This window comes from Tardiphaga sp. 215_C5_N2_1 (assembly GCF_052076055.1).
Classification (GTDB): Bacteria; Pseudomonadota; Alphaproteobacteria; order Rhizobiales; family Xanthobacteraceae; genus Tardiphaga; species Tardiphaga robiniae.
On record NZ_CP197240.1, the window covers coordinates 1,381,345 to 1,401,416 of the forward strand.

21 protein-coding genes are annotated in these 20,072 nt (G+C 60.1%); 10 read left to right on the forward strand and 11 right to left on the reverse strand.

All coding sequences use genetic code 11. The features are described from left to right. The first annotated feature begins 64 nt into the window (after positions 1 to 64). The 3 genes from AB7828_RS06510 (at position 65) to AB7828_RS06520 (ending at position 3,027) form a co-directional block, all read left to right on the forward strand. Positions 65 to 586, forward strand: a complete 522-nt coding sequence (locus tag AB7828_RS06510; protein ID WP_439071793.1) for a GNAT family N-acetyltransferase — start codon at positions 65 to 67, stop codon at positions 584 to 586. 250 nt (positions 587 to 836) lie between these two features. Further along, positions 837 to 1,937: a calcium/proton exchanger gene (cax, locus tag AB7828_RS06515; RefSeq protein WP_441229726.1), complete on the forward strand. Its 1,101-nt coding sequence runs from the start codon at positions 837 to 839 to the stop codon at positions 1,935 to 1,937. A gap of 235 nt (positions 1,938 to 2,172) precedes the next feature. Further along, positions 2,173 to 3,027 (forward strand): metal-dependent phosphohydrolase, encoded by an 855-nt coding sequence (locus AB7828_RS06520; protein ID WP_441229727.1) that lies wholly within the window; start codon positions 2,173 to 2,175, stop codon positions 3,025 to 3,027. 184 nt (positions 3,028 to 3,211) lie between these two features. On the opposite strand, the gene AB7828_RS06525 is transcribed toward AB7828_RS06520, so the two are convergent. The 3 genes from AB7828_RS06525 to AB7828_RS06535 form a co-directional block, all read right to left on the reverse strand. Next, complete coding sequence (locus tag AB7828_RS06525) at positions 3,212 to 3,955, reverse strand: hypothetical protein (RefSeq protein ID WP_441229728.1); 744 nt, start codon at positions 3,953 to 3,955, stop codon at positions 3,212 to 3,214. Positions 3,956 to 4,138: 183 nt separating this feature from the next. Continuing rightward, positions 4,139 to 5,722 (reverse strand): P-loop NTPase fold protein, encoded by a 1,584-nt coding sequence (locus AB7828_RS06530; RefSeq protein ID WP_441229729.1) that lies wholly within the window; start codon positions 5,720 to 5,722, stop codon positions 4,139 to 4,141. 170 nt (positions 5,723 to 5,892) lie between these two features. Then, a complete protein-coding gene (locus AB7828_RS06535; protein ID WP_441229730.1) occupies positions 5,893 to 7,224 on the reverse strand; it encodes a molecular chaperone in 1,332 nt (443 codons plus the stop codon). Between the two features lie 278 nt (positions 7,225 to 7,502). Here AB7828_RS06535 and AB7828_RS06540 point away from each other — a divergent pair, with 278 nt between their 5' ends. Then, positions 7,503 to 8,054: a hypothetical protein gene (locus AB7828_RS06540; RefSeq protein WP_309946149.1), complete on the forward strand. Its 552-nt coding sequence runs from the start codon at positions 7,503 to 7,505 to the stop codon at positions 8,052 to 8,054. A 135-nt stretch (positions 8,055 to 8,189) separates the two neighbouring features. Further along, entirely contained in the window at positions 8,190 to 8,426 is a 237-nt protein-coding gene (locus AB7828_RS06545) for a hypothetical protein (RefSeq protein ID WP_089264185.1), read from the forward strand. A gap of 21 nt (positions 8,427 to 8,447) precedes the next feature. On the opposite strand, the gene AB7828_RS06550 is transcribed toward AB7828_RS06545, so the two are convergent. Next, positions 8,448 to 9,041, reverse strand: coding sequence for a DedA family protein (locus AB7828_RS06550; RefSeq protein ID WP_441229731.1), 594 nt, complete (start codon positions 9,039 to 9,041; stop codon positions 8,448 to 8,450). A 192-nt stretch (positions 9,042 to 9,233) separates the two neighbouring features. Here AB7828_RS06550 and AB7828_RS06555 point away from each other — a divergent pair, with 192 nt between their 5' ends. After that, positions 9,234 to 9,524 (forward strand): hypothetical protein, encoded by a 291-nt coding sequence (locus AB7828_RS06555; RefSeq protein WP_441229732.1) that lies wholly within the window; start codon positions 9,234 to 9,236, stop codon positions 9,522 to 9,524. Between the two features lie 3 nt (positions 9,525 to 9,527). On the opposite strand, the gene AB7828_RS06560 is transcribed toward AB7828_RS06555, so the two are convergent. Next, positions 9,528 to 9,788: a hypothetical protein gene (locus tag AB7828_RS06560; RefSeq protein ID WP_068736902.1), complete on the reverse strand. Its 261-nt coding sequence runs from the start codon at positions 9,786 to 9,788 to the stop codon at positions 9,528 to 9,530. 156 nt (positions 9,789 to 9,944) lie between these two features. On the opposite strand from AB7828_RS06560, the gene AB7828_RS06565 reads away from it, so the two are divergent. Together AB7828_RS06565 and AB7828_RS06570 are read left to right on the forward strand one after the other, a co-directional pair. After that, complete coding sequence (locus tag AB7828_RS06565) at positions 9,945 to 10,970, forward strand: PrsW family glutamic-type intramembrane protease (RefSeq protein WP_441229733.1); 1,026 nt, start codon at positions 9,945 to 9,947, stop codon at positions 10,968 to 10,970. A 123-nt stretch (positions 10,971 to 11,093) separates the two neighbouring features. Beyond that, positions 11,094 to 11,669 (forward strand): HdeD family acid-resistance protein, encoded by a 576-nt coding sequence (locus tag AB7828_RS06570; RefSeq protein ID WP_068736541.1) that lies wholly within the window; start codon positions 11,094 to 11,096, stop codon positions 11,667 to 11,669. 23 nt (positions 11,670 to 11,692) lie between these two features. On the opposite strand, the gene AB7828_RS06575 is transcribed toward AB7828_RS06570, so the two are convergent. From AB7828_RS06575 to epmA, 3 genes are read right to left on the reverse strand one after another with little or no spacing between them, the layout of a single operon-like run. Further along, positions 11,693 to 11,971 carry a hypothetical protein gene (locus AB7828_RS06575; protein ID WP_081422013.1) on the reverse strand — a complete coding sequence of 93 codons (279 nt, stop codon included), beginning with the start codon at positions 11,969 to 11,971 and terminating at the stop codon, positions 11,693 to 11,695. 40 nt (positions 11,972 to 12,011) lie between these two features. Continuing rightward, positions 12,012 to 13,112 (reverse strand): lysine-2,3-aminomutase-like protein, encoded by a 1,101-nt coding sequence (locus AB7828_RS06580; protein ID WP_089264181.1) that lies wholly within the window; start codon positions 13,110 to 13,112, stop codon positions 12,012 to 12,014. Beyond that, positions 13,109 to 14,161: an EF-P lysine aminoacylase EpmA gene (gene epmA / locus AB7828_RS06585; protein WP_441229734.1), complete on the reverse strand. Its 1,053-nt coding sequence runs from the start codon at positions 14,159 to 14,161 to the stop codon at positions 13,109 to 13,111. Before epmA ends, AB7828_RS06580 begins: the two co-directional genes overlap by 4 nt. 138 nt (positions 14,162 to 14,299) lie before the next feature. On the opposite strand from epmA, the gene efp reads away from it, so the two are divergent. Together efp and AB7828_RS06595 are read left to right on the forward strand one after the other, a co-directional pair. After that, positions 14,300 to 14,866 (forward strand): elongation factor P, encoded by a 567-nt coding sequence (gene efp, locus AB7828_RS06590; protein WP_068736546.1) that lies wholly within the window; start codon positions 14,300 to 14,302, stop codon positions 14,864 to 14,866. 168 nt (positions 14,867 to 15,034) lie between these two features. Next, positions 15,035 to 16,264, forward strand: a complete 1,230-nt coding sequence (locus tag AB7828_RS06595) for a lytic murein transglycosylase (protein ID WP_441229735.1) — start codon at positions 15,035 to 15,037, stop codon at positions 16,262 to 16,264. Positions 16,265 to 16,273: 9 nt separating this feature from the next. Here the strand turns inward: AB7828_RS06595 and AB7828_RS06600 are convergent, their stop codons facing one another. From AB7828_RS06600 to AB7828_RS06610, 3 genes are read right to left on the reverse strand one after another with little or no spacing between them, the layout of a single operon-like run. Continuing rightward, complete coding sequence (locus AB7828_RS06600; protein WP_441229736.1) at positions 16,274 to 17,662, reverse strand: class II fumarate hydratase; 1,389 nt, start codon at positions 17,660 to 17,662, stop codon at positions 16,274 to 16,276. Between the two features lie 9 nt (positions 17,663 to 17,671). After that, the gene (locus AB7828_RS06605) at positions 17,672 to 18,652 is read right to left on the reverse strand and encodes a tripartite tricarboxylate transporter substrate-binding protein (RefSeq protein ID WP_120289474.1); all 981 of its coding nucleotides are present in this window, start codon (positions 18,650 to 18,652) and stop codon (positions 17,672 to 17,674) included. Positions 18,653 to 18,682: 30 nt separating this feature from the next. Further along, positions 18,683 to 20,032, reverse strand: a complete 1,350-nt coding sequence (locus AB7828_RS06610; protein WP_441229737.1) for a class-II fumarase/aspartase family protein — start codon at positions 20,030 to 20,032, stop codon at positions 18,683 to 18,685. Between the last annotated feature and the right edge of the window lie 40 nt (positions 20,033 to 20,072).

Consider the following 20,072-nt stretch of genomic DNA (forward strand, 5'->3'; position numbering starts at 1 on the left):
CGTCGACCGCAGTTTGCTTGGCACTGGTCCGAACTAGTATACCCGACCAGCCAGCGGAGTTCCCATGTCCGATGCCGCCACCTACGCCGCGCAAGAGCAGTTACGCGATGGCCGCCCGGTGAATATCCTGGCGCTTCGCCCCGAAGACGAGCCCGACATGCTCGCCGCGCTGGCGCAGGCCAGCGTGCAGTCGCTGCAGCGGCGCTTTTTCGTCATGAAGCGCCATTTCTCAGACAAGGAGCGCGCTTTCTTCATGGACGTCGACTTTGAGAACCATGTCGCACTGATCGCGCGGGTCGAGGAAACCGGCCAAAATATCCTGATCGGCGGTTGCCGATATATCGTCTCGGAGCCAGATCGGGCCGAAATGGCGTTTATGGTCGTCGATGGCTGGCAAGGGCGCGGAGTGGGTTCGATCCTCATGCGCCACCTCATCAATCTCGGGCGCGATGCCGGGCTAAAAGAATTGACCGCAGAAGTTCTGCCCGAGAACACTGCGATGCGAAAGATTTTCACCAGGTTCGGCTTCAAGGCAGCCCCGAGGAAAGATCCGCAGATCGTCAGCCTGATGCTCACACTCACTTAAGATCCAAGGCCGGCAAATCCTAACGCATCTAGATACTGATGATGTGCATAGCCCTCGCGCCGTCAGAAGAAACCCGACCCTCCCGACGGCTTCTGACGCAACGCCGGCATTTTGTAGGGGATGTGGTGAAGAGCGGTCGAAGTACGTTCGCGTTCTTCCAGCTTCGAGGTCTTGTTGAGCTAGATCAATACCGGTCCGGCGATGGGATCGGAGTTTCCGCCGTCGCATTCGATATGGAGACGGCGCCGCCATGAACCCCCTGCTCAAGCAAATTCAGCACACACCGCTGCTTTGGATGTTGATCTTCGTGCCTGCCGTACTTGTCACGGAAGCAATAGCGCCGCATTCCCATACGCTGCTGTTCATGCTTTCGGTTCTCGCCATCGTGCCGCTGGCCGCCCTGCTCAGCCACGCGACCGAAGCGGTTGCCGCCAAGACCGGTGATGCCGTCGGCGGATTGCTCAATGCGACGCTGGGAAACTTAACGGAGCTGATCATTGCGATCACCGCGCTACGTGCCGGCCAGTACATGCTGGTGAAGGCGTCAATTGCTGGTGCGATTGTCACCAATGCCCTCTTCATGCTCGGTGCCTGTCTGCTCCTCGGCGGCCTGCGCTACCATGTCCAAGAATATAATCGTTCCGGCGCGCGGCTCTACTCCGGTCTCCTACTCATGGCGACCGTCGCCCTGCTTGCCCCATCCGCGGTCGCCGACCTGGACCTTGTGCAGGGTGAGACCGTCATGCAGAAGCTCAGCATTGGCCTGGCCATCCTGCTCATCATTGCCTACGCACTAGGCCTGCTATTCTCGCTGAAGACCCACAAGGAATTGTTCGCAGGCGCCGCGCATAGCGAAGGCGAGGAACATTGGCCGATTGCCCTTGCGGTGGGCACACTGCTTGTTGTCACTGTGCTGGTTGCACTTGTAAGTGAGATTTTTGTCGAGTCCGTACAGAAGGCCGCAGCAACATTTGGAATGAGTCCGGCCTTCGTTGGCTTTATCATTGTCTCAATGGTCGGGGCCGCCGCCGAGTTTGCCGTAGCCTTTTCTGCGGCACGCAAGGACCGCCTCGACATGAGCGTCAGCATCGCGCTTGGCAGCGCCTCCCAGATTGCGCTCTTCGTCGCCCCCGCCCTGGTGCTACTCAGCTATGTCGTCGGACCAATGCCGATGAGCCTGCAATTCTGGCCCGGCGCCGTCACCATGGTCATGATTGCGACCGTGACAGCGAGCTTCATTACGAGCAGCGGCCGCTCGGCTTGGTTCGTCGGCGCCCTGCTCATCTTCATTTATGCAGTTTTTGCACTGACGCTGTATGTAGTCCCGCCGACGGGCCAAGGAGCGGGGTGAAGTACGCGCTCGGTGAGGACAGCGGGCCGCTAGCGCTCAGCTCCATTTGACATCGACCGCTTCGAGATTCTGGCTTTCAGAGCATTGATTGAAATCAACTCTCAGGGGACTGCTCGCTAGCAGCATCCGTTGAAATCCGTAGGCACTCAGGGTTTTGACGATGCTGAAGGTGAAGGATACCGCTGAGGACCGGCGATCATGGTGCAACAACAACGAGGCAAGATAGGGAGCCGAGATGATCACAATTCCTCAACTGACGGCGCAAGCCCTTGGCTCTTTTCTTGCGCGGGAAACCGAAGACCGCTTCCGCTCCTCGCATTCCGATCTGACTAAATTGCTGCCCTTTGCAGCTAGGCTGGCATTGGAGTGCATCGGGAATAGTGACGCACTCTATCACAATATCGAACATACCATGCTGGTTACGCTGGTCGGGAACGACATCCTGGCAGGGCGTGCCCTGCAACGTACCACCACCGCAACCGACTATGCGAACTTTATTATGGCCTGCCTAACCCATGACATTGGATATGTGCGGGGCATTATCCAAGGCGATGAAGACGGCGCTTATGTTGCGGACCTTGCTGGGCGCAAAATTGCATTGCCGGTTGGATCCTCCGATGCCGCGCTCGCACCCTACCATGTCGACCGCTCAAAGCTCTTTGTGATTGAGCGGCTCCATGCCGTGGAGGAAGTCGACGCCGCCCGGATTGCCCGGGCCATCGAATACACGCGCTTTCCCTACAGTGATGCAACAAACGGAGGAGGTGATGACCTCGATGAGGAAGAAGGATTGCTGTTGCGCGCTGCAGATCTGATTGGCCAGCTCGGCGATCCTAATTACATCAGGAAATCAAATGCTCTGTTCCATGAGTTCGAGGAGATCGGACTGAACAAGGCACTCGGCTATGCAACGCCAGCTGACATCGTCTATAAATTTCCTCAGTTCTACTGGACTAACGTTGCACCGCAGATCCAGCTTGCGATCCGGTATCTCAATGTTACCTCTAGCGGCCGACAGTGGATCGCCAGCCTGCACAGCAATGTTTTCCGGGCTGAGCGTGAGGTGAACCTATCGGGGCCGCAGAGATAAACACAGACGTACTCCCCTATCCTGCATCAGGAAGCTCATCATCGCCGATGATTCAGAGCATTGCGCCGCCATTGAGCGCGGCTTTCGCGACGGATCTCCGTAACGCTACTGTCTAGCAGCTCATGCGCGATGGATTAATATCGTTATCATTCGCCACGCTTAATTTGTAGGTGACGAACTGCTCTTAAATTCTCATAACAAACGTATGAAACCGATTTCGCACTGCTAAGTCGAATTTTTTGGCGGCAGCATCATCAAACGCGAATACCACACTCGCCAAGCAGTCAATTACTTGGTGTAGCCATTCGTCCGTTATTCGATAACGCCCCGTTTCGGACAGCGGCAAGTCCGTCATCGTCAGGTTTGTCTTGCGCAGAAATATGTCATTCACGATACAATCGTTGTGAGCAATCAGGTTGCGGACCTCCGTTGCAAGGAGAACGACCGCGAATTGCTCATCATCTCGATACAGATCGATGTTGGTGCGCTGTCGAATGTATTTGCGAAGGTCGGAAAGCGATGAGTAGGAAATTTCATTTACTCGCTTCTCGACCAAATGCCGAACTATCTCGTCGAATGTTCTGAGTTCTAGGATCTTACCGATTTTTACATCGCCATCAGCCGAAAGCATCTCAGGTCTAGAAAGAAAGATGTCTCCGAGCATAGAAGTTACGTAGTGATTAAACGACTCCACCATCCTCGATAGCAGCATCTGTTGAACCATCTGCCGGTCAAGCGAAGTTGATTCTTCCGAGTATTTATCTGCTTCTAGCGCGAAGCGTTCACAACTCTCCTGCGTCATCGCACCTGCTATGGCATCTCGCGATCCAACAATGCCAAAGAAGAACGAGGCAAAGTTGTTAATCTCATTCACTCGAAAAATATAATCGAGGCAGGGCCACGTCACCAACTCTTGCGGTTCAACCATTCTTCCCTCGAAAGGACCACTCATTTACTGCCATGTGCACGACCTGCCCTGATCGTCACGTCATCTTTGCTCTGAACTCAGTGCGACGAGCGGTGCCGCAAAGCGCAAGCGCGCTTAATAATACTATAGCGCGTGGCGGTCAGCTTGCAGACCGTTGGTCGCGGCGTAGTTCAACTCGTTCGCCTAGCCATTCTTCGTCTCAGGAGACGAACTGCGCTCAAAATACACAAGACTGGCGCGCCGCAGAGCATCCTCGGAAGATGAGCCCCAGAATTTCACAATCTCGAATTTGCGGCGCGCACGCGATCCCACATACCGGCTCAGGTCCAGCATGTAGGCGTCGTATTGCTTACCAACTCGATCTCGCACAGTTACGCGTGACTTCGCTCGATGCAGGAACTTCAAATCTACCAATTCATTGATGATCGAACTGTCTTCGGCGCCCGTTCCCTTCTCTACCAAAATGCAATTCGCATTGCTCTTTTCTGTGCAGAACGCGAAGATCTTTTCGAATTCGGACGTGAGCCTGCCGCGATCATCTCCTGTGTCTCGGGCGAAGTCCTCCTCTTTGAATGCCCCGGCTTCGCCAGCTGCGACGTTCACATCCTCCGCTCCAACTTTCGGGCCTCGTCCGGTACCCCGGGCGCGCGCCACACGTTCTTGGGCGGTCGAAACCGACTTCGCGAACAAAGTGAGGAAGTCTCGCGCAACACCTCCACTGGCTAGAACGAGGCGGTCGGGCGCTCCATCGGCGAGCAACTCTTTCAAATCAACATCCGCCTCCTTCGCGAACTGACCTAGAATCTTCATAAGAAAGCCACGGGTCAGCTCAAATTTTTCGAGAGTGACATCTAGATCGATTTCGTCTGCATCATCGCCGAGCTTCATGCCCATCGATGGATTGCCGAAGAAGTACCATTTTGATCGATGACGGATCGTGCCAACCTTCAGCCAAACGTTGGTACCTTTCGCGATACGATGGAAGTAATCGATCACCTGCGCTTGGTCGCTGAGACGAATGTGATACAGATCATCAAGGAGCAGATAAGCCGGCCCGTCCGCAAGGCTAGTCAACTCACCAAAGAGCTTTTGGTACACCATGATATTTCGGTGAAGAACTTCGATCTTGCGAGATTTATATTCTGACACCTGCTCCGCCGCACCCTTGAGGGACGCGGCAAGAGATGCATCCACATTGGCAAGCGGAGACTTCAGGCCAGTCGCCAGCTTGGCGTCTAACGATTCTTCAGCTTTTTGTGTGTCCTTCTTTCCGATTTCCTCTGCGGAATGTAGTAGCTGATCCAATTCGGTGATGAGCTTCGCCAGTTCTTCAGACAGCTTGTGGGTTGGCGTTTTCGGAAACGCCGGCTTTGACGGTTTCGCCCCGAAAAACCTCATCCAAAGCGATTTCTTGGATGCCGGACTTGTAGCTGCGGTATCCAGCCAGTCCTTGGTCTCAACGAGCGTTCTGATCAAGATGCTGACAAGAACGTCGGGATAGCTGTGACCTTTGAATGCCTCGAGGTCAACAAACGCGATAGGCGTGCGCTGTACGGTAAGATCAGCGATCAGCTTCTGTAGCAAGCTCGATTTGCCCGAACCTCGCCGTCCAAAAATTAAGTGATGACGCCTGCTTTTTGCCTTCGACAGCACGCCGGGGCTCGGCTCTAAGAAGAACTTCACGCCCTCCCGGCTTGCGCGGACAGATTCACTTACTAGCTGCAGCAATCGTTCAACGTTAGGCGAATTCAATAATTCAGACGACATTACTGTTAAGCTCGATTTCAAAGCAAGGTATCGCAATGCCAGCGAACTTAGAGGTTCCCGTCTTGTACGCAACCCTAACGTTTCATGCTGCATCGCGAAATGCCTGCGACCGCGCAGCGACAATGCAATGATTTACTCGCGACACGACGCTAGCCGGTCGCAATATGCGACTAACCAACAGCCTTCAACACTTCGCTCGCCTCGACGGGTGCAAGCGCGGTTTTCAGCAGATATTTCAGCTTGAGATTGAGGCCGTGCCCGTCGCCATATTGCGGCTTTCCACTGGAATGCCCCATTAGCTCGTCCGTCAGTTCGTCCGGGCATTCCGCCGCCCGCAGCCGATCCTTGAAGCTGTGGCGGAACGAATAGACCGAATGGCGCGGCGATGGCTTCATGCCATGTTTCTTCATGTGCTTATTGACCGCCGCCGAGAAACTGTCCTCGTTGTCAAAGTAGCGCGCAAAGCCTTTCGGAAAGCGTCGCATCGCTTCGAGAGCGATGCCGACCAGAGGAATGTCGCGCTCCGACGATTCCGTCTTCAGCACGCGTCCGTCAGGAACCACTCGGATATAGGGGATATTGGCATCGAGCACGATATTCGCCGGGAGCAGGTTCAACACCTCGCAGGGGCGCGCGCCGGTGTTGATTAGGATGTGCACTGCGGCCATCGCCTGGTCGTTCAGCGTGTCGAAGCCACCCGGCCGCAAGATCGTGTCGACAATAAACGCCGTCTCGAACGGCTTGCGCTGCCCGCGCTCACCGCCGCTGAGACGCAGGCCCCCGAACAGGCTTTCCTTGTCCAGGTGATGCCGCTGGCTGACGGTTCGAACCATGCGCTGAATATGAGTGATGTTCTTGTTTGCGGTGCCGATGGCAACTTCACGCTTCACGGCGCGGGCCTGCCAGTGATCGCGGTACTTTAGGGCATCGTCGCGGGTCATCTCTTGCAGGGCTTTATCGGTCACCACTTCGATCAGGATCTCAATGGCGCGCTCCTTGCCGGCCTTCCATTTCTTGAGCTGCTTCGGTGAATAGTTCATCCGCTCGGTTGCCGTGGCCGCCTCGAATTCGGCGAACAGAGTCGAAAGCTTGATAACCGGCTCAGCAACACCACCGAGCACGGCCGCTCGCGTCACGGGATCATGCAGCCGGTCGCCCTCGGCTAGGGTTTCGATGCGTCTTTTCAGCTCGGCCGGCGCTTCCGACGCGACGGCCGCAGCGGGGCGGTATGAAAGGTCGAGGATGCGTGCCCGCCGAACCGCTTCGGCGTGGTCCGTGGTCGCTTTGCCGGCTTCACCGGCGGCGCATTTCTGCCAGTAGCCTTCAAGGTCCAGATTCATCCGATCGGCGATCAGGGAGGCGCGCCGTCCGTGCCTGTCACGAGCAATCCGTACCTTGGTGGACAGCTTCACGATGCCGCGTTTGTCATAACGCGCGAACTCCTCCGGCACGCGGCGCACGAAGTGCCAGGTCCCGTTGCGCTTAGTCAGATGCTCGCCCATCCCTGCCCCATGTTGGACGTTTTGTTGGACGTTTTTGTCGGCGATGGCCCAAAAAAAGTCAACAAATTCGCACTTTTCTTCGTTAATTCAAGATGTTATGCACAGGCTCGTTGGCACTGCTAGGGAGCGCCATTCGCGCACTGCCCTGGGTCAGGCCACGTTATTGCCACCCGAGCCTTATTTTCGTTGAACTTGGCCGCGAACCTCCCGAAATTCACGCGTTCTGGATGGTTTTGTCGCGGATTGGAACGATCACACGCCATAGGACTTCGAGCTTCATGGTCGAAATCATGCCGAGCGCTTCCCAGCACAGTTACGCGTCCGAACCCAGTCACACCTGGCGCATTAGCCAGCAGCCGATCATGGTTGCGGCTGCGGCCCTGTTTCTGGTCGTGATCGGCATCGGCGGCATATTCACGTGGCGCAGCTACAGCGGCGCAACGCCGGAGCCGGAGCGGCTCACCGCATCACGCCTGCAACAGGCCCGTGTGGCACAAGCGTCCGAACAGCTGATCGAAAAGACCAAGGGCATCGAGGCCACCCAGCAACAGTCCATCGACCAACTCCAGGTCGTGCAGGATCAGCTGCAGACTATGCAGCGTCTGATGACGGCGCAGCAGAACGAAGCGCGCAAGCTCAACGAACAGGTCGGCGCCCTCACCTCCACGCTCGACACTCTCCGGCAGTCTTTTGCCAGCACCTCGGCGACTGACGACAAGCCTGCCGCGCGAGAGCAGCCGCGCCGCTCACGATCCCGCGCCGCGGCGAGCAAGGGCCGTCAGAAGATGAAGATCGTTGTGCAGCGCAAGCGCCCCGGGGCACGCGGCTAAGCCATCCCGCGCGATTGCTCCCGAGCACACGTGAACTGCTTGTACTCTCCACAGCACCGCGCCTAGTCTGTCTGGCCGAACGCAATCTGCACTGCTCAAGGTGCGAGATCATGCGATACCGGCAGGGAGCGAGACATGAAGCATGACGGCGGCGATCACCTTCACGCGCACGACAGCGCGATGACCGAGAAATTCGGCAGCACCACACTGGCAACACTCCGCAAGATCTACGGCAAGTTCTTCGCAGCCGGGCACCCCGACACGCTCACCCTCAGTGAAGTGCTGCCGAAGCTCAACGACACGTCGCTCAGTCAGCTCCGCCGCGATCACGACACCGGACATCTCAAGAAGAAGATCTCGAAGGCCGCGTGATGCGAGACGTTGGCGCTGGGGCTACAACGCCTTGCGCAGCAACATCACGGTCAGCACGATCACGACGACCGGTGCTCCGAATGTCACCGGGAGCAACCATGGGCTGTCGGCGTCGATGAGTGTGCCGGGGATGACGCCGATCAAGGCGTGATCGACGATCCAGACCATTGCTGACACGATACTGGCGGTTTCGAACTTCAGACGCGGCATGCCGGCGATGCCCGCGACGCTGGTGACCAACGCGCGCGCCGGCCCGATATGGTAGCCGACCATGATCGCCGCGATGCCGTAGCGCTCGAATAGCCCGCGTACCCGCGCCACCAGTTGCTGACGCGATTGGAGCATCCGCATCTCCAGCAGTCGCGGCCCGCACCGCTTGCCGAGCTCATAGGACACGCTCATGCCGAGCACCGCGCCGCCGATGGCCCAAAGGACGAAAGTCCAGGACACCACGCCGGCGCCGATCAGCACCCCCGTCGCCGTCACGATGGCCGCAGCCGGAACGACGAAACTGGAGCCGACTAGACATCCGAAGAAGGCGATGACGAAACCGAGCGGTCCAGCCAAATCGGCTTGCGCCGCGATCAGCGCCGAGATTTTCTGAATAATGTCCATCAGGGTGGGATTCCGACCGGCACGCTGTGTTCAGGCTGTGTTTCGTCCATCACCAGCAATGAAACAAAACCGCGGTCGAAGAAACCGTTTCCTCGCCTCCGCGCAAACCGCCTGAAGCGAACGCCCTCTATCCCATCACTCCAACGACGCGCCGATCGGCGCACGGATGGACACAAGATCGAGGGACACACGATGATATTCACCACCGCGAAGCTCGCCGCCGCCACCGTTCTTGCATTCGGCATGCTGACCACCGTCTGCCACGCCTACAGCGCCGAACAGGAACAGCTTTGCACGGGCGATGCGATGCGACTGTGCAGTTCGGAAATCCCGGATGTCGATCGCGTCACGGCTTGCATGATCCGCAACAAGTCTCAGCTAAGCGATGGCTGCAAGTCGGTCTTTGCGCCTGCCTCGGCCTATCAGCCGGCATCGCTACGGACCACGAAGCCGGTCAATCTGGTGCCGGCCCGGATTCGCTGACGCCTAGCGCCGGCGCGCCACGGCGACGCCGAGCAGAAAAGCAACCAGCAGCGACCCCAGCGGCGCTTCACGCGCAACATTGGCCAGGATGCTCAAGGGCATGCCTGGCTTCTTGCCGGACTCGATGGCACCGCCGATGCGGTGCGCGGTCTCGGTCACCGCCTCTTTCACATCCGTGATCGTTTCTGTGATTGTCGACCTGGCCTCAGGCACGGGCTCGACGCCTTCGTAGATGTAGGGGGGTGTCTTTGCGTCGTCGGCCATGGTCATTTCCCGTGCAGTATGAGCTGTGTCAGCCCAATCGACCGAACACTGATTGGTTCCGGCCCTGGCCCGGGCCCGCTAGCTTCTCTTTTGTCGCAGACGGCTCCCGCAAGAGTCACTCTTTCCGGTCTGCCCGGCCGTCTATAATTAAGTTCCATGAACCTGCTCGAATCGCTCCCCACCGTGATCGGTATCGCCGCCGTGGCACCAGCTCTGCTGGTGCTGTGGCTGGTGATTGCTGCCGATGAACGGCCGGGACCGCCCGGGCTGGTCTGGGCGTCATTCCTGCTGGGCGCCGCCAGCATCTCCCTGCTCGGCTATGCCCGCGCGCTGTTCGCAGCAATTCCGGGTCTTACGGACAACCCGACCCTGGCCATGGTGCTCCACGCCGTGTTTGGTGTCGCCGCGCCGGAGGAGATCGTGAAGATCTTCGTCATCATCGCGGTGTCCACCCAGCGCGCCCGGACGGCCGATCCAATGGACACGGTGGTTTATGGCGCCGCCGCCGGCCTCGGCTTCGCCGCCTACGAGAATCTCGTCTATCTCCTGCAATATCCCGAGATGTGGCGGACGCTCGCGGTGCTGCGCAGCGTACTGACCGTACCATTTCACGGCGCGCTCGGCGTCATCGCCGGCGCTTACATCGCCATCACCCGCTCCGGCCGTGCGCTCGGCGCCCATCGCCGCGACGGCTGGGCCTTCATTCGCACGCCCATGCTCATTGTTCTCGCGCCAGTGACGCTGCATGCCTGTTTCGATCTTCCTTTGCTGACGCTGCAGCGACATCCGGAAATCGTCGGCGTGATGCGCCGCGCGCTGGAGGCCGCCGGCGTGGTGATCGGCTTCGGCACCATTGCGCTGGCGGCGCGGCTGGTCCGGCGGATCGGCGCGCATCATGCACCGCATACGGAGGTGTCACGCGAGAGACTCAGCCAGTTGCGCGGCATGTGGGCACTGCTGGTTGCCGGCGGCGGTGCGGGCTTTGCAGGCACGGCCTTTTTGCTGACTTCGATTCATCACTGGTTTACGAACCCGGCGCGCAACGTCACCATGGTGCTGATCCCGCTCGGTCTGGCATCGATCGCCATCGGCGCCGTGCTGCTGGTGCTGACGACGACAGCCTATATTCTCGGGCGCAACCGCATGCGCACGGCCGCACCGGCCATGACCGCGCAGTCGTAACGTTCAAGACCTCACGCGACATTCGAGCTATTCCCGATCAACAAACTTGCACGCTTCCGCGTGTGAGCGGATAAATGCAAGCTACGGCCAGCATGCTGCCGGCCCGATCAGGACATTGCCGCCATGACCATGCCGCCCAACCTCGCCGAGCTGCAATCGAAGATGAGCGACGCCGTGCGCGCGCACTGGAAGGCATTTCTAATCGAGGGCATCGTGCTGGTGATCCTCGGCTTCGCCGCAATGATCGTGCCGCAGGTGGCCAGCATCGCCGTCACCGTTATGCTGGGCTGGATGTTCTTCATCTCGGGCGTTGCAGCGCTGCTGATGACCTTCTGGGCCCGTCAGACACCAGGCTTCATCTGGTCGCTGATTTCAGCAATCCTCGGCATCGGCGCCGGCATCATTCTGCTTACGCGCCCGGCCGAAAGCACGCTGACACTGACATTCGTGGTTGGCGTCTATTTCCTCGCCGAGGGCGTAGCGACCATCATGTACGCGCTCCAGCATCGCAAGGAGCTGTCCGAGCGCTGGAGCTGGATGGCCTTCTCCGGTCTGATGGATATCGTGATCGCCTTCATCATCATCTCGGGCCTGCCCGGCACGGCAGCCTGGGCCATCGGCTTGATGGTCGGCATCAATCTGGTGATCGGCGGCGCTTCGCTGATCGGCTTGGCGATGGCCGCCCGCAACAAGGCCTGACCCCGCCAACTGTCTGCAGGGGCTCAGCAGCCCTTGCAGATATTCTTGATCATGCGATCAAGTTCGCGATCCTGCGCGTCGATGCGGGACGGATCGTTCTTGCCGGTCTCCGGTGGGAGATCGCCCGGGCGCGGCTGGCGATGGCCGACGGGAGCCTCTGGCAGAGCACCGCCGCTGTTGGTCTGTGTGGTCGGCTGCGAGCGCAGGCCCTTGGGTGGCAGGTTGCGGGACGAATCCTGCGCCAGAGCCAGCGAATGGCCGAGAACGAACAGGCCTGCCGTCATCACGAACAATGTTTTCATTTTTTGTCTCCGACACCAGGTGGCGCGTGTAAGCCGATCGCTACGGCTTCGGTGGATAGATATGAACGTCGCCGCAGTAATCCACAACACGATAGACCGATTCCGCAGAAGCTTCACCGTCAGGCTTGAGGCTGATTGAAGAATTCTCAGACAAATATTCGGGACCGATCGGCGCCTTGCCATAACCGCCGGGAATATCGAGCACATAATCCGGCTGGCACAATCCGGAAACATTGCCTCGAATGGCGCGCATTAAGGCCTGTCCCTCCGCGATGCTGGTCCGCAAATGTGCGGTGCCAGGCGCGAGGTCGCCGTGATGCAGATAATAGGGCTTGATGCGGCACTCGACGAAACCGCGCATCAGTGCCGTCAGCGTCGCCGCATCGTCATTGACGCCGCGCAGCAATACCGACTGGCTCACCATGGGAATGCCGGCATCCACCATCAGCGCGCAGGCCGCACGTGCAGCATCCGTCAGCTCGCGCGGATGATTGGCATGCAGCGCCACCCATGTGCTGGCACCCGTGACTTTCAATGCATCCACCATTTCCGCACTCACGCGGCCGGGATCAGCCACGGGGACCCGCGTATGCAATCGAATGATCTTTACATGCGGGATATCAGCGAGATCCGCCATGATCTCGCTCAATCGCCGCGGCGACAGCATCAGGGGATCGCCGCCGGTGAGGATTACCTCCCAGATCTCGTCATGACTGCGGATGTAATCCAGCGCCGCTGCATAAGCCTCACGCGACAGCGCGGTCTCCTTGCCCGGCCCCACCATCTCGCGGCGGAAACAGAACCGGCAATACACCGCGCAGACATGTACCAGCTTGAACAGCACACGGTCGGGATAACGATGCACGATGCCGTCGATGGGCGCGTGGGCGTGATCACCGATCGGATCAGCGTTCTCTTCGGGCTGCGCGTTCAGTTCATCCACACTCGGTATGTACTGGCGCGCGATCGGATCGTCGGGATCGCTGCTGTCGATCAGTGCGGCTACGGCCGGCGTCACCGCGACCGCATAACGCGCGGCGACTTTCTCCAGATCGGCCAGCGTCGACGCCGGCGCGAGGCCGTTTTCGATGAGGTCGCTGGCTTGCCGCAGGGTCGTCGCAACTTTCACGTGACGGTTCATGACACACCTGCCGGCGGCGTCCACACCACCTGATCGATCCGCGTCGCGCCCGAGGCGAGCATCACCACCCGGTCGAAGCCGAGTGCTACGCCGGATGCTGCCGGCATTGCCGCCACGGCTTCAAGAAACTCCTCATCGAGCGGATAGCGCTCGCCATAGCGACGCTCTTTTTCGTCCATCGCTTCCGTGAAGCGTCGGCGCTGCTCATCGGCATCGGTCAGCTCGCCGAAGCCATTGGCCAGTTCAACACCGCAGGCATAGACCTCGAAGCGTTCGGCCACGCGTCGGTCACCTTCTTTGGTGCGCGCCAATGCCGCTTCCGGCGACGGGTATTCAAACAGCACGGTCATCCGTCCCTGCCCGAGATGCGGCTCGACATGCTCGACGAGAATCTTGCTGAAAATATCCGACCAGGTATCGTCATCGCTGATCCGCACCTTGCCAGTCGCAGCAGCCGCCAGCGTAGCGCAATCCCCCTCGGCGCCATCGATGCTTGCAAGCAAATCTATATCCGCAAAACGCGTGAACGCCGCTGCCACGGTCAACATCTCCGGCTCCGCAAATGGATCCGCTACATGACCGCGAAACGTGAACTGCTTGATGCCTGTCGCCTGCGCCGCGCATGCAATGATCGCCACGCAATCGGCGATCACAGCCTCATAGCTCTCCTCGGCACGATACCATTCGAGCATCGTGAATTCAGGCAGGTGCTTGTCGCCGCGCTCGCGGTCGCGAAACACCCGGGCGAATTCGAAGATTTTCGTCTCCCCCGCCGCCAGCAGCTTCTTGCAGGCGAATTCCGGCGATGTTCGTAAATACCGCGAGAACCGCTCGCCATCGCGGTCGATCAAAGTCGTCTTTGGCGCATGCAGATGGGTCTCATTGCCCGGCGAGACCTGCAGGACGCCAGTCTCGACCTCCAGGAAGCCCTGAGCCTCAAACCACGTCCGGATACCCTTCGTGATCGCGCCCCGCGCCAGCAGGAAGCCCCGGCGGTCCTGATGTCGCGCCGGGCTCCACCAGGGCGACGGACGGTCGGTTCCAGTCATCGGCAAACGGCCCTTTTGGGTTGCAAAACGCTGGCATCGCCGCGTGAAATCAGTATGTTGCCCCCCGAAACCGCTTCGCTGGCCACAGGACACACACGTCCGGATCGGTCCCGGGCCTGAAATCTAGGAAACATATCTGTGAAAGTCATCGCCAGTTCTATTCGCAAGGGCAACGTCATCGAGCAGGAAGGCAAGCTCTACGTGGTTCTGTCCGCGGAGAACATCCACCCCGGCAAGGGAACCCCGGTCAGCCAGATCGAAATGCGCCGAATCAGCGACGGTGTGAAGATCTCGGAGCGCTACAAGACCACTGACCAGGTGGAAAAGGCGACGATTGAAGACCAGAACTTCAATTACCTCTACAAGGATGCCGACGGCTTCCATTTCATGAACAACGACAATTACGACCAGGTTCAAGTGCAGAAGGACGTCATCGGCGATGCCGAGCCCTATCTGCAGGAGAACATGACCGTAAAGCTGTCGCTGCACGGCCTCGTTCCGGTGGCGATCCAGATGCCGCAGCGCGCGACCCTCGAAGTCGTCGATACCGAGCCGGTGACCAAGGGCCAGACCGCATCGTCGTCCTACAAGCCTGCCATGCTGTCCAACGGCGTCCGCACCAACGTGCCGCCGCATGTCGGCACCGGCACCCGCATTGTGGTGCTGATCGAGGACGGCTCGTACATCGAACGCGCCAAGGACTAAAGGATCCCGGCTGTCGCAAGACTGCCGCAAGTTTTTCGCAAGACCGCCGGACGCCCGAAAATGGCTTCCGGCGGTCTTTTTTATACATGATATCAATCCGTTGATTGCGTTGACGCGCCGCGACGCATTGCCCCTGCCATGGCGCAAATCATGCGGCTACAGTGGCGCATGACCGCACGCGATTCCCTGATCGACCGACGCAGCCTGCTCCGCTCCGGCCTGGGTGCCGGCGCGTTGCTGGCCATGCCCGGGACCGCCTTTGCGGCCCCCGCGGGCTTCGACGCGTGGCGCGACGGCTTTCGTGCTAAGGCAATTGCCAAAGGCGTCTCCGACGCGACCTATTCGCGCGTGATGGGCCGTATCGAGCCGGACATGTCCGTGTTCACCAAGATGCAGAAGCAGCCGGAATTTCACGAGCAGCTCTGGCAATACATCAATCGCCGCGCCTCCGACTGGCGCATCGCCGCCGGCAAGGACGCGCTGCGCAAGAACGAAGCCGTGTTCGACCGTATCGAGCGCGACTTCGGCGTCGAGCGCGGCACGCTGCTGGCGCTGTGGGGCGTCGAGTCCGCCTATGGCGATCCCATCGTGCAGCAGAACCATATGCGCCCGGTGTTTCCGTCGCTGGCCGCACTGGCGTGGAACGAGCCGCGCCGCCGCGCCTACTGGGAAACCGAACTCATCAACGCGCTGAAGATCGTCGACAAGGGCTGGGGCACGCCCGACGAGATGCGCGGCTCCTGGGCCGGCGCGATGGGGCATACGCAATGGATGCCGGAAGTCTGGCTCAATGTCGGCATCGACTATGACCGCGACGGCCGCGTCTCGCCGTTCGGCAAGCCCGATGATGCACTTGGCTCCAGCGCACGCTTCCTTGTCAATCGCGGCAAATATCCGCGCGGCGAGCACTGGGGCTATGAGGTCCATGCGAGCGGCGCGCCGTCATCGGATAGCAATCGCAGTTTTGCAGCATGGTCCGCAGCCGGCGTCACCCGCGCCGATGGCCAGCCGTTTCCGCAGCCGAATGCCAACGCCAAATTGTGGGTGCCGGTGCAAGGCGGCCCGGCCTTCCTGCTCGGCCAGGGCTTCTACGCCGTGCGCAGCTATAATCCGTCGATGAACTATGCGCTGGCGATCTGCCATCTCGGCGACCGCATTCTCGGCGCACCGCCTTTCATCCAGCCGTTCCCCGGCTCGGAACGCGCGCTGACTTTGGCCGAAGTGCAGGAAGTGCAGACCCGCCTCACCCGCGCCGGCTTCGACACCGGCGGCACCGACGGCCGCGTCGGAAATGACACGATGAAAGCGGTGCGTGATTTCCAGACGAAGGCAGGACTGCTGCCGGCGGATGGCTATGGCGGGCTGAAGGTACTCGCGCGGTTGCGCCAGGGCGGCTGAGCCGTTCCGTCAAATCCCCGCCATGCGCTGCGGATCGACATAACGATCATAGTCTTCACCTGAGAGCAGTCCCAGCGCGATCGCGGCTTCGCGCGGTGTGATGGCTTCATCCAAAGCTTTGGCTGTGATGAGTGCGACCTTGTCGTAGCCGATCACGGGATTGAGCGCTGTCGCGAGCAGCGGAGCGTTGGCGACATTCGCGGCGAGCTGTCGCCGATCGACGTCGAGATCGCGGATCAATCGGGACGTGAAGACATCGATGCCGTCGGCGAGGATGCGGATTGACTGCAAGACGTTGTAGATGATGACCGGCTTGGCAACGTTGAGTTCGAAATTGCCGGACGCACTGGCTGCGGTGACGACGGCGTTGTTGCCCGTCACCTGAAAACAGACCTGCGCAAGCATTTCGGCGATGGTGGGATTGCGCTTGCCAGGCATGATCGACGACGTCAGCCCGTCATGCGGGATGACGAGCTCACCTAACCCGCAGCGCGGACCCGAGCCTAGGAAGCGCACGTCGTTCGCGATCTTCAGCAACGTGACGGCAAGGCCATTGAGCGCGCCGGACACTTCGACAAGCGCGTCATGCGCGCCCATGCCTTCGAACTTGCTCGGGTTCGGGACGAACGTAACGCCAGTCAGTGCGTTCAGGTGCTCGCAAAAGGCGCTGTCGAATCCCTTTGGCGCATTGAGCCCCGAGCCGACGGCCGTGCCGCCCTGGGGCAGCATCAGCAGGCGCGGAAACACTGCTTCGATGCGGTCAATCGCATGGCCGATCTGACGGGCGAAGGCATCCAAGGCCTGCCCCATCGTCATCGGCACGGCATCCATCAGATGCGTACGGCCTATCTTCACGACGTCGGAGAATGCGTCCGCCTTGGCGCGGAGATCGTCGCGCAGCACCTGCAAGGTCGGGAGCAAGCGCCCGCGCAACTCCAGTGCCGTTGCCACATGCATCACGGTCGGAAAGCTGTCGTTCGATGACTGCGAACAATTGACGTGATCGTTGGGATGAATGGGCGATTTGGTCCCGAGCGGCTGGCCCATCAATTCATTCGCCCGGTTCGCGATCACCTCATTGGCGTTCATGTTGGTCTGGGTGCCGGAGCCGGTCTGCCAGATCGGCAACGGGAAATGATCGTCGAAACGGCCCTGCTGAAGTTCGAGTGCCGCTGTTTCGATCGGCGCCGCGATCTCCGGTGCGATCGTCCTGAGTTGCAGATTGGCGCGAACGGCCGCGATCTTCTGCAGAGCGAATGCACGGATCAGCGCGATCGGAAAACGCTCGTCACTGACCTGGAAGACCTCAAGTGCGCGTTGGGTCTGCGCGCCCCAATAGCGGTCCTTCGGCACCGCGATGCTGCCGAAGGAGTCATGTTCCGTGCGAACGTCACTCACTAGTCTGGCTCACTGCGCGCCGACAACGCCCGCTGCCTTGATGATCGGCGTCCATTTGTCGATCTCGGATTTCAGGTGCGCGGCCAGCGCATCGGGCGTCGCCCGTTCCGGCGCCACCGGCTGCACGCCGAGCCCGGCAAGCCGGCTCTTCACGGTCTCGTCCTTCAGCGCCACGTTCAGCGCGGCAACGAGTTTGTCGATGATCGGCTTGGGCGTGCCCTTCGGAGCGAACAGGCCGTACCAGACGGTGTAGGTAAAGCCCGGCAAGCCGGCTTCGGCTGTCGTGGGCAGTTTTGGCAGCGCCGGCGCCTTCTCGGTGCTGGTGACGGCGTAACCCTTGATCGTGCCGCCGTCGACATTGCCGACCACGTTGACGATCTGGTCGCACATAACGTCGACCTGCCCGCTCATCATGTCGTTCATCGCCGGACCAGCGCCGCGATAGGCGATCTGGGTCGGCTGCGTACCGGTCGCTGCATTGAGCAGCAGGCCGCACAGATGCGAAGCCGAGCCGATGCCGGCATGCGCGTAGTTCACTTTCTCCTTGTTCGTCTTCATCCAGGCGATCAGCTCGGCGAGATTGGCGGCCGGGAGATCCTTGCGTGCCACGAACACCGACGGCAGATCGACCGCGAGACCGATCGGCTCGTAGTCCTTGATCGGATCGTATTTGAGCTTAGGATACAGCGCCGGATTGGTCGCATGGCTGATATGGATCAGCAGCAGATTGTAACCGTCCGGCGCAGATGCGGCGACCTTGGCACTGCCGATGGAGCCGCCGGCGCCCGTCGTGTTCTCGACGATCACCTGCTGTTTCAACGGGCCGCTCATGGCTTGCGCCAGCAGGCGCGCGATGGTGTCACCGGGGCCGCCTGCGGAATACGGCATGTTCATGGTGATGGTGCGGGTTGGATAATCCTGCGCCAGACTTGGGCCAGCCAGCAGTGCACCGGCGAGCACGAATGCGGTCGTCAAAATGTTCTTCTTCATCGAAATTCCTCCCCTGTTATGTGTGTTGTTTCAGCGTCCACTCATGCTCAGCACGCGATCGACCATCGGACCGCACAGGCCGAGATAGTTGGCCGGGTCGCAATGACGACGGATGGCCTCCTTGCCACCAAGCGCTTCGGTGATTTCCGGGACCTCGGCGAGGATATCCGCAAGCTGTCCGCCGCCTTCGATGGCCTTGCGGCAAGCGTCGTAGACGACGTCATGCGCGTGCTGGCGGCCGAGTTTTGGCGCCGCTGCCATCATCACCGCTTCGGCGACGATAAGGCCGCGTGTCAGATCCAGATTCTCCAGCATGCGCTTTTCGTGAACCACGAGTCCGGCCAGCATGAATTTGGCATTTGCCAGCGACGAGGCAGTGAGCAGGAAGCTCTCCGGCAACGACACCCATTCGAGGTGCCACGGCCCCGTTGCACGTTCCAGGTCATGGATCATGCCATCGAGCATGGTCGCGACGTGCTGGCGCACCGCCTTGGCAGCGGCGAGCATCAGTTCGCTTGAAATCGCGTTACGCTTTTGCGGCATCGTCGATGACGCGCCGCGACCGGGCACGAAAGGCTCAGACACTTCGCCGAATTCGGACGATGACAACAGCATCACGTCGGTGGCGATCTTGCCGAGCGTACCGGTGATCAGGCCGAGCAGCGTGACCGCTTCGGCGATGCCGTCGCGGGCGACATGCCAGGTGATCGACGGTTGATGCAGGCCGAGCTCCTCGCAGAACAGTTTTTGCATCTCGAGGCCGCCCTCGCCCACCGACGCGAGCGTCCCCGCGGCGCCGGAGAACTCGCCGAGCAGGATGCGCGGCAATGCCTGATCGATGCGCTCAATGTGCCGATCGATGGAGGACAGCCAGACGGCAGCCTTGTAGCCGAAGGTCACCGGCAACGCCTGCTGCAGATGGGTGCGCCCGGCCATCGGCGTGTCGCGATATTTTTTCGCCATGGTAGCGAGGATGTCGCGGACCTCGCACAGATCGCGCGTAACGATCTGCAAGGCCGCGCGGATCTGCAAGACGTTGGCGGTATCCATGATGTCCTGGGTGGTCGCACCCCAGTGGACGTAGCGGCCCGCCTCTCCTGCGGCTTCGGAGAGCTGATGGACTAGCGGCAAGATCGGGTAGCCGACGATTTCGGTCTCAGCTCGGAGCTTGTCGAAATCGATCCGGATCGATTTGGCGGCGGCCTCGATGGCCTGCGCGGCTTCCTTGGGGACAACGCCGAGACGGGCCTGGGCGCGGGCCAGCGCGACTTCGGCCTCGATGTAGCGGCCGACCAGGGCTTCGTCGGCGAAGACCGCCCGCATTTCCGCGGTGCCGAACATGTCCCGAAACAGGACCGAATCGAAAACCGTGCTGCCCATACCGCTTCCTCTTATTATGTTCGTACATATTAAATTGTCC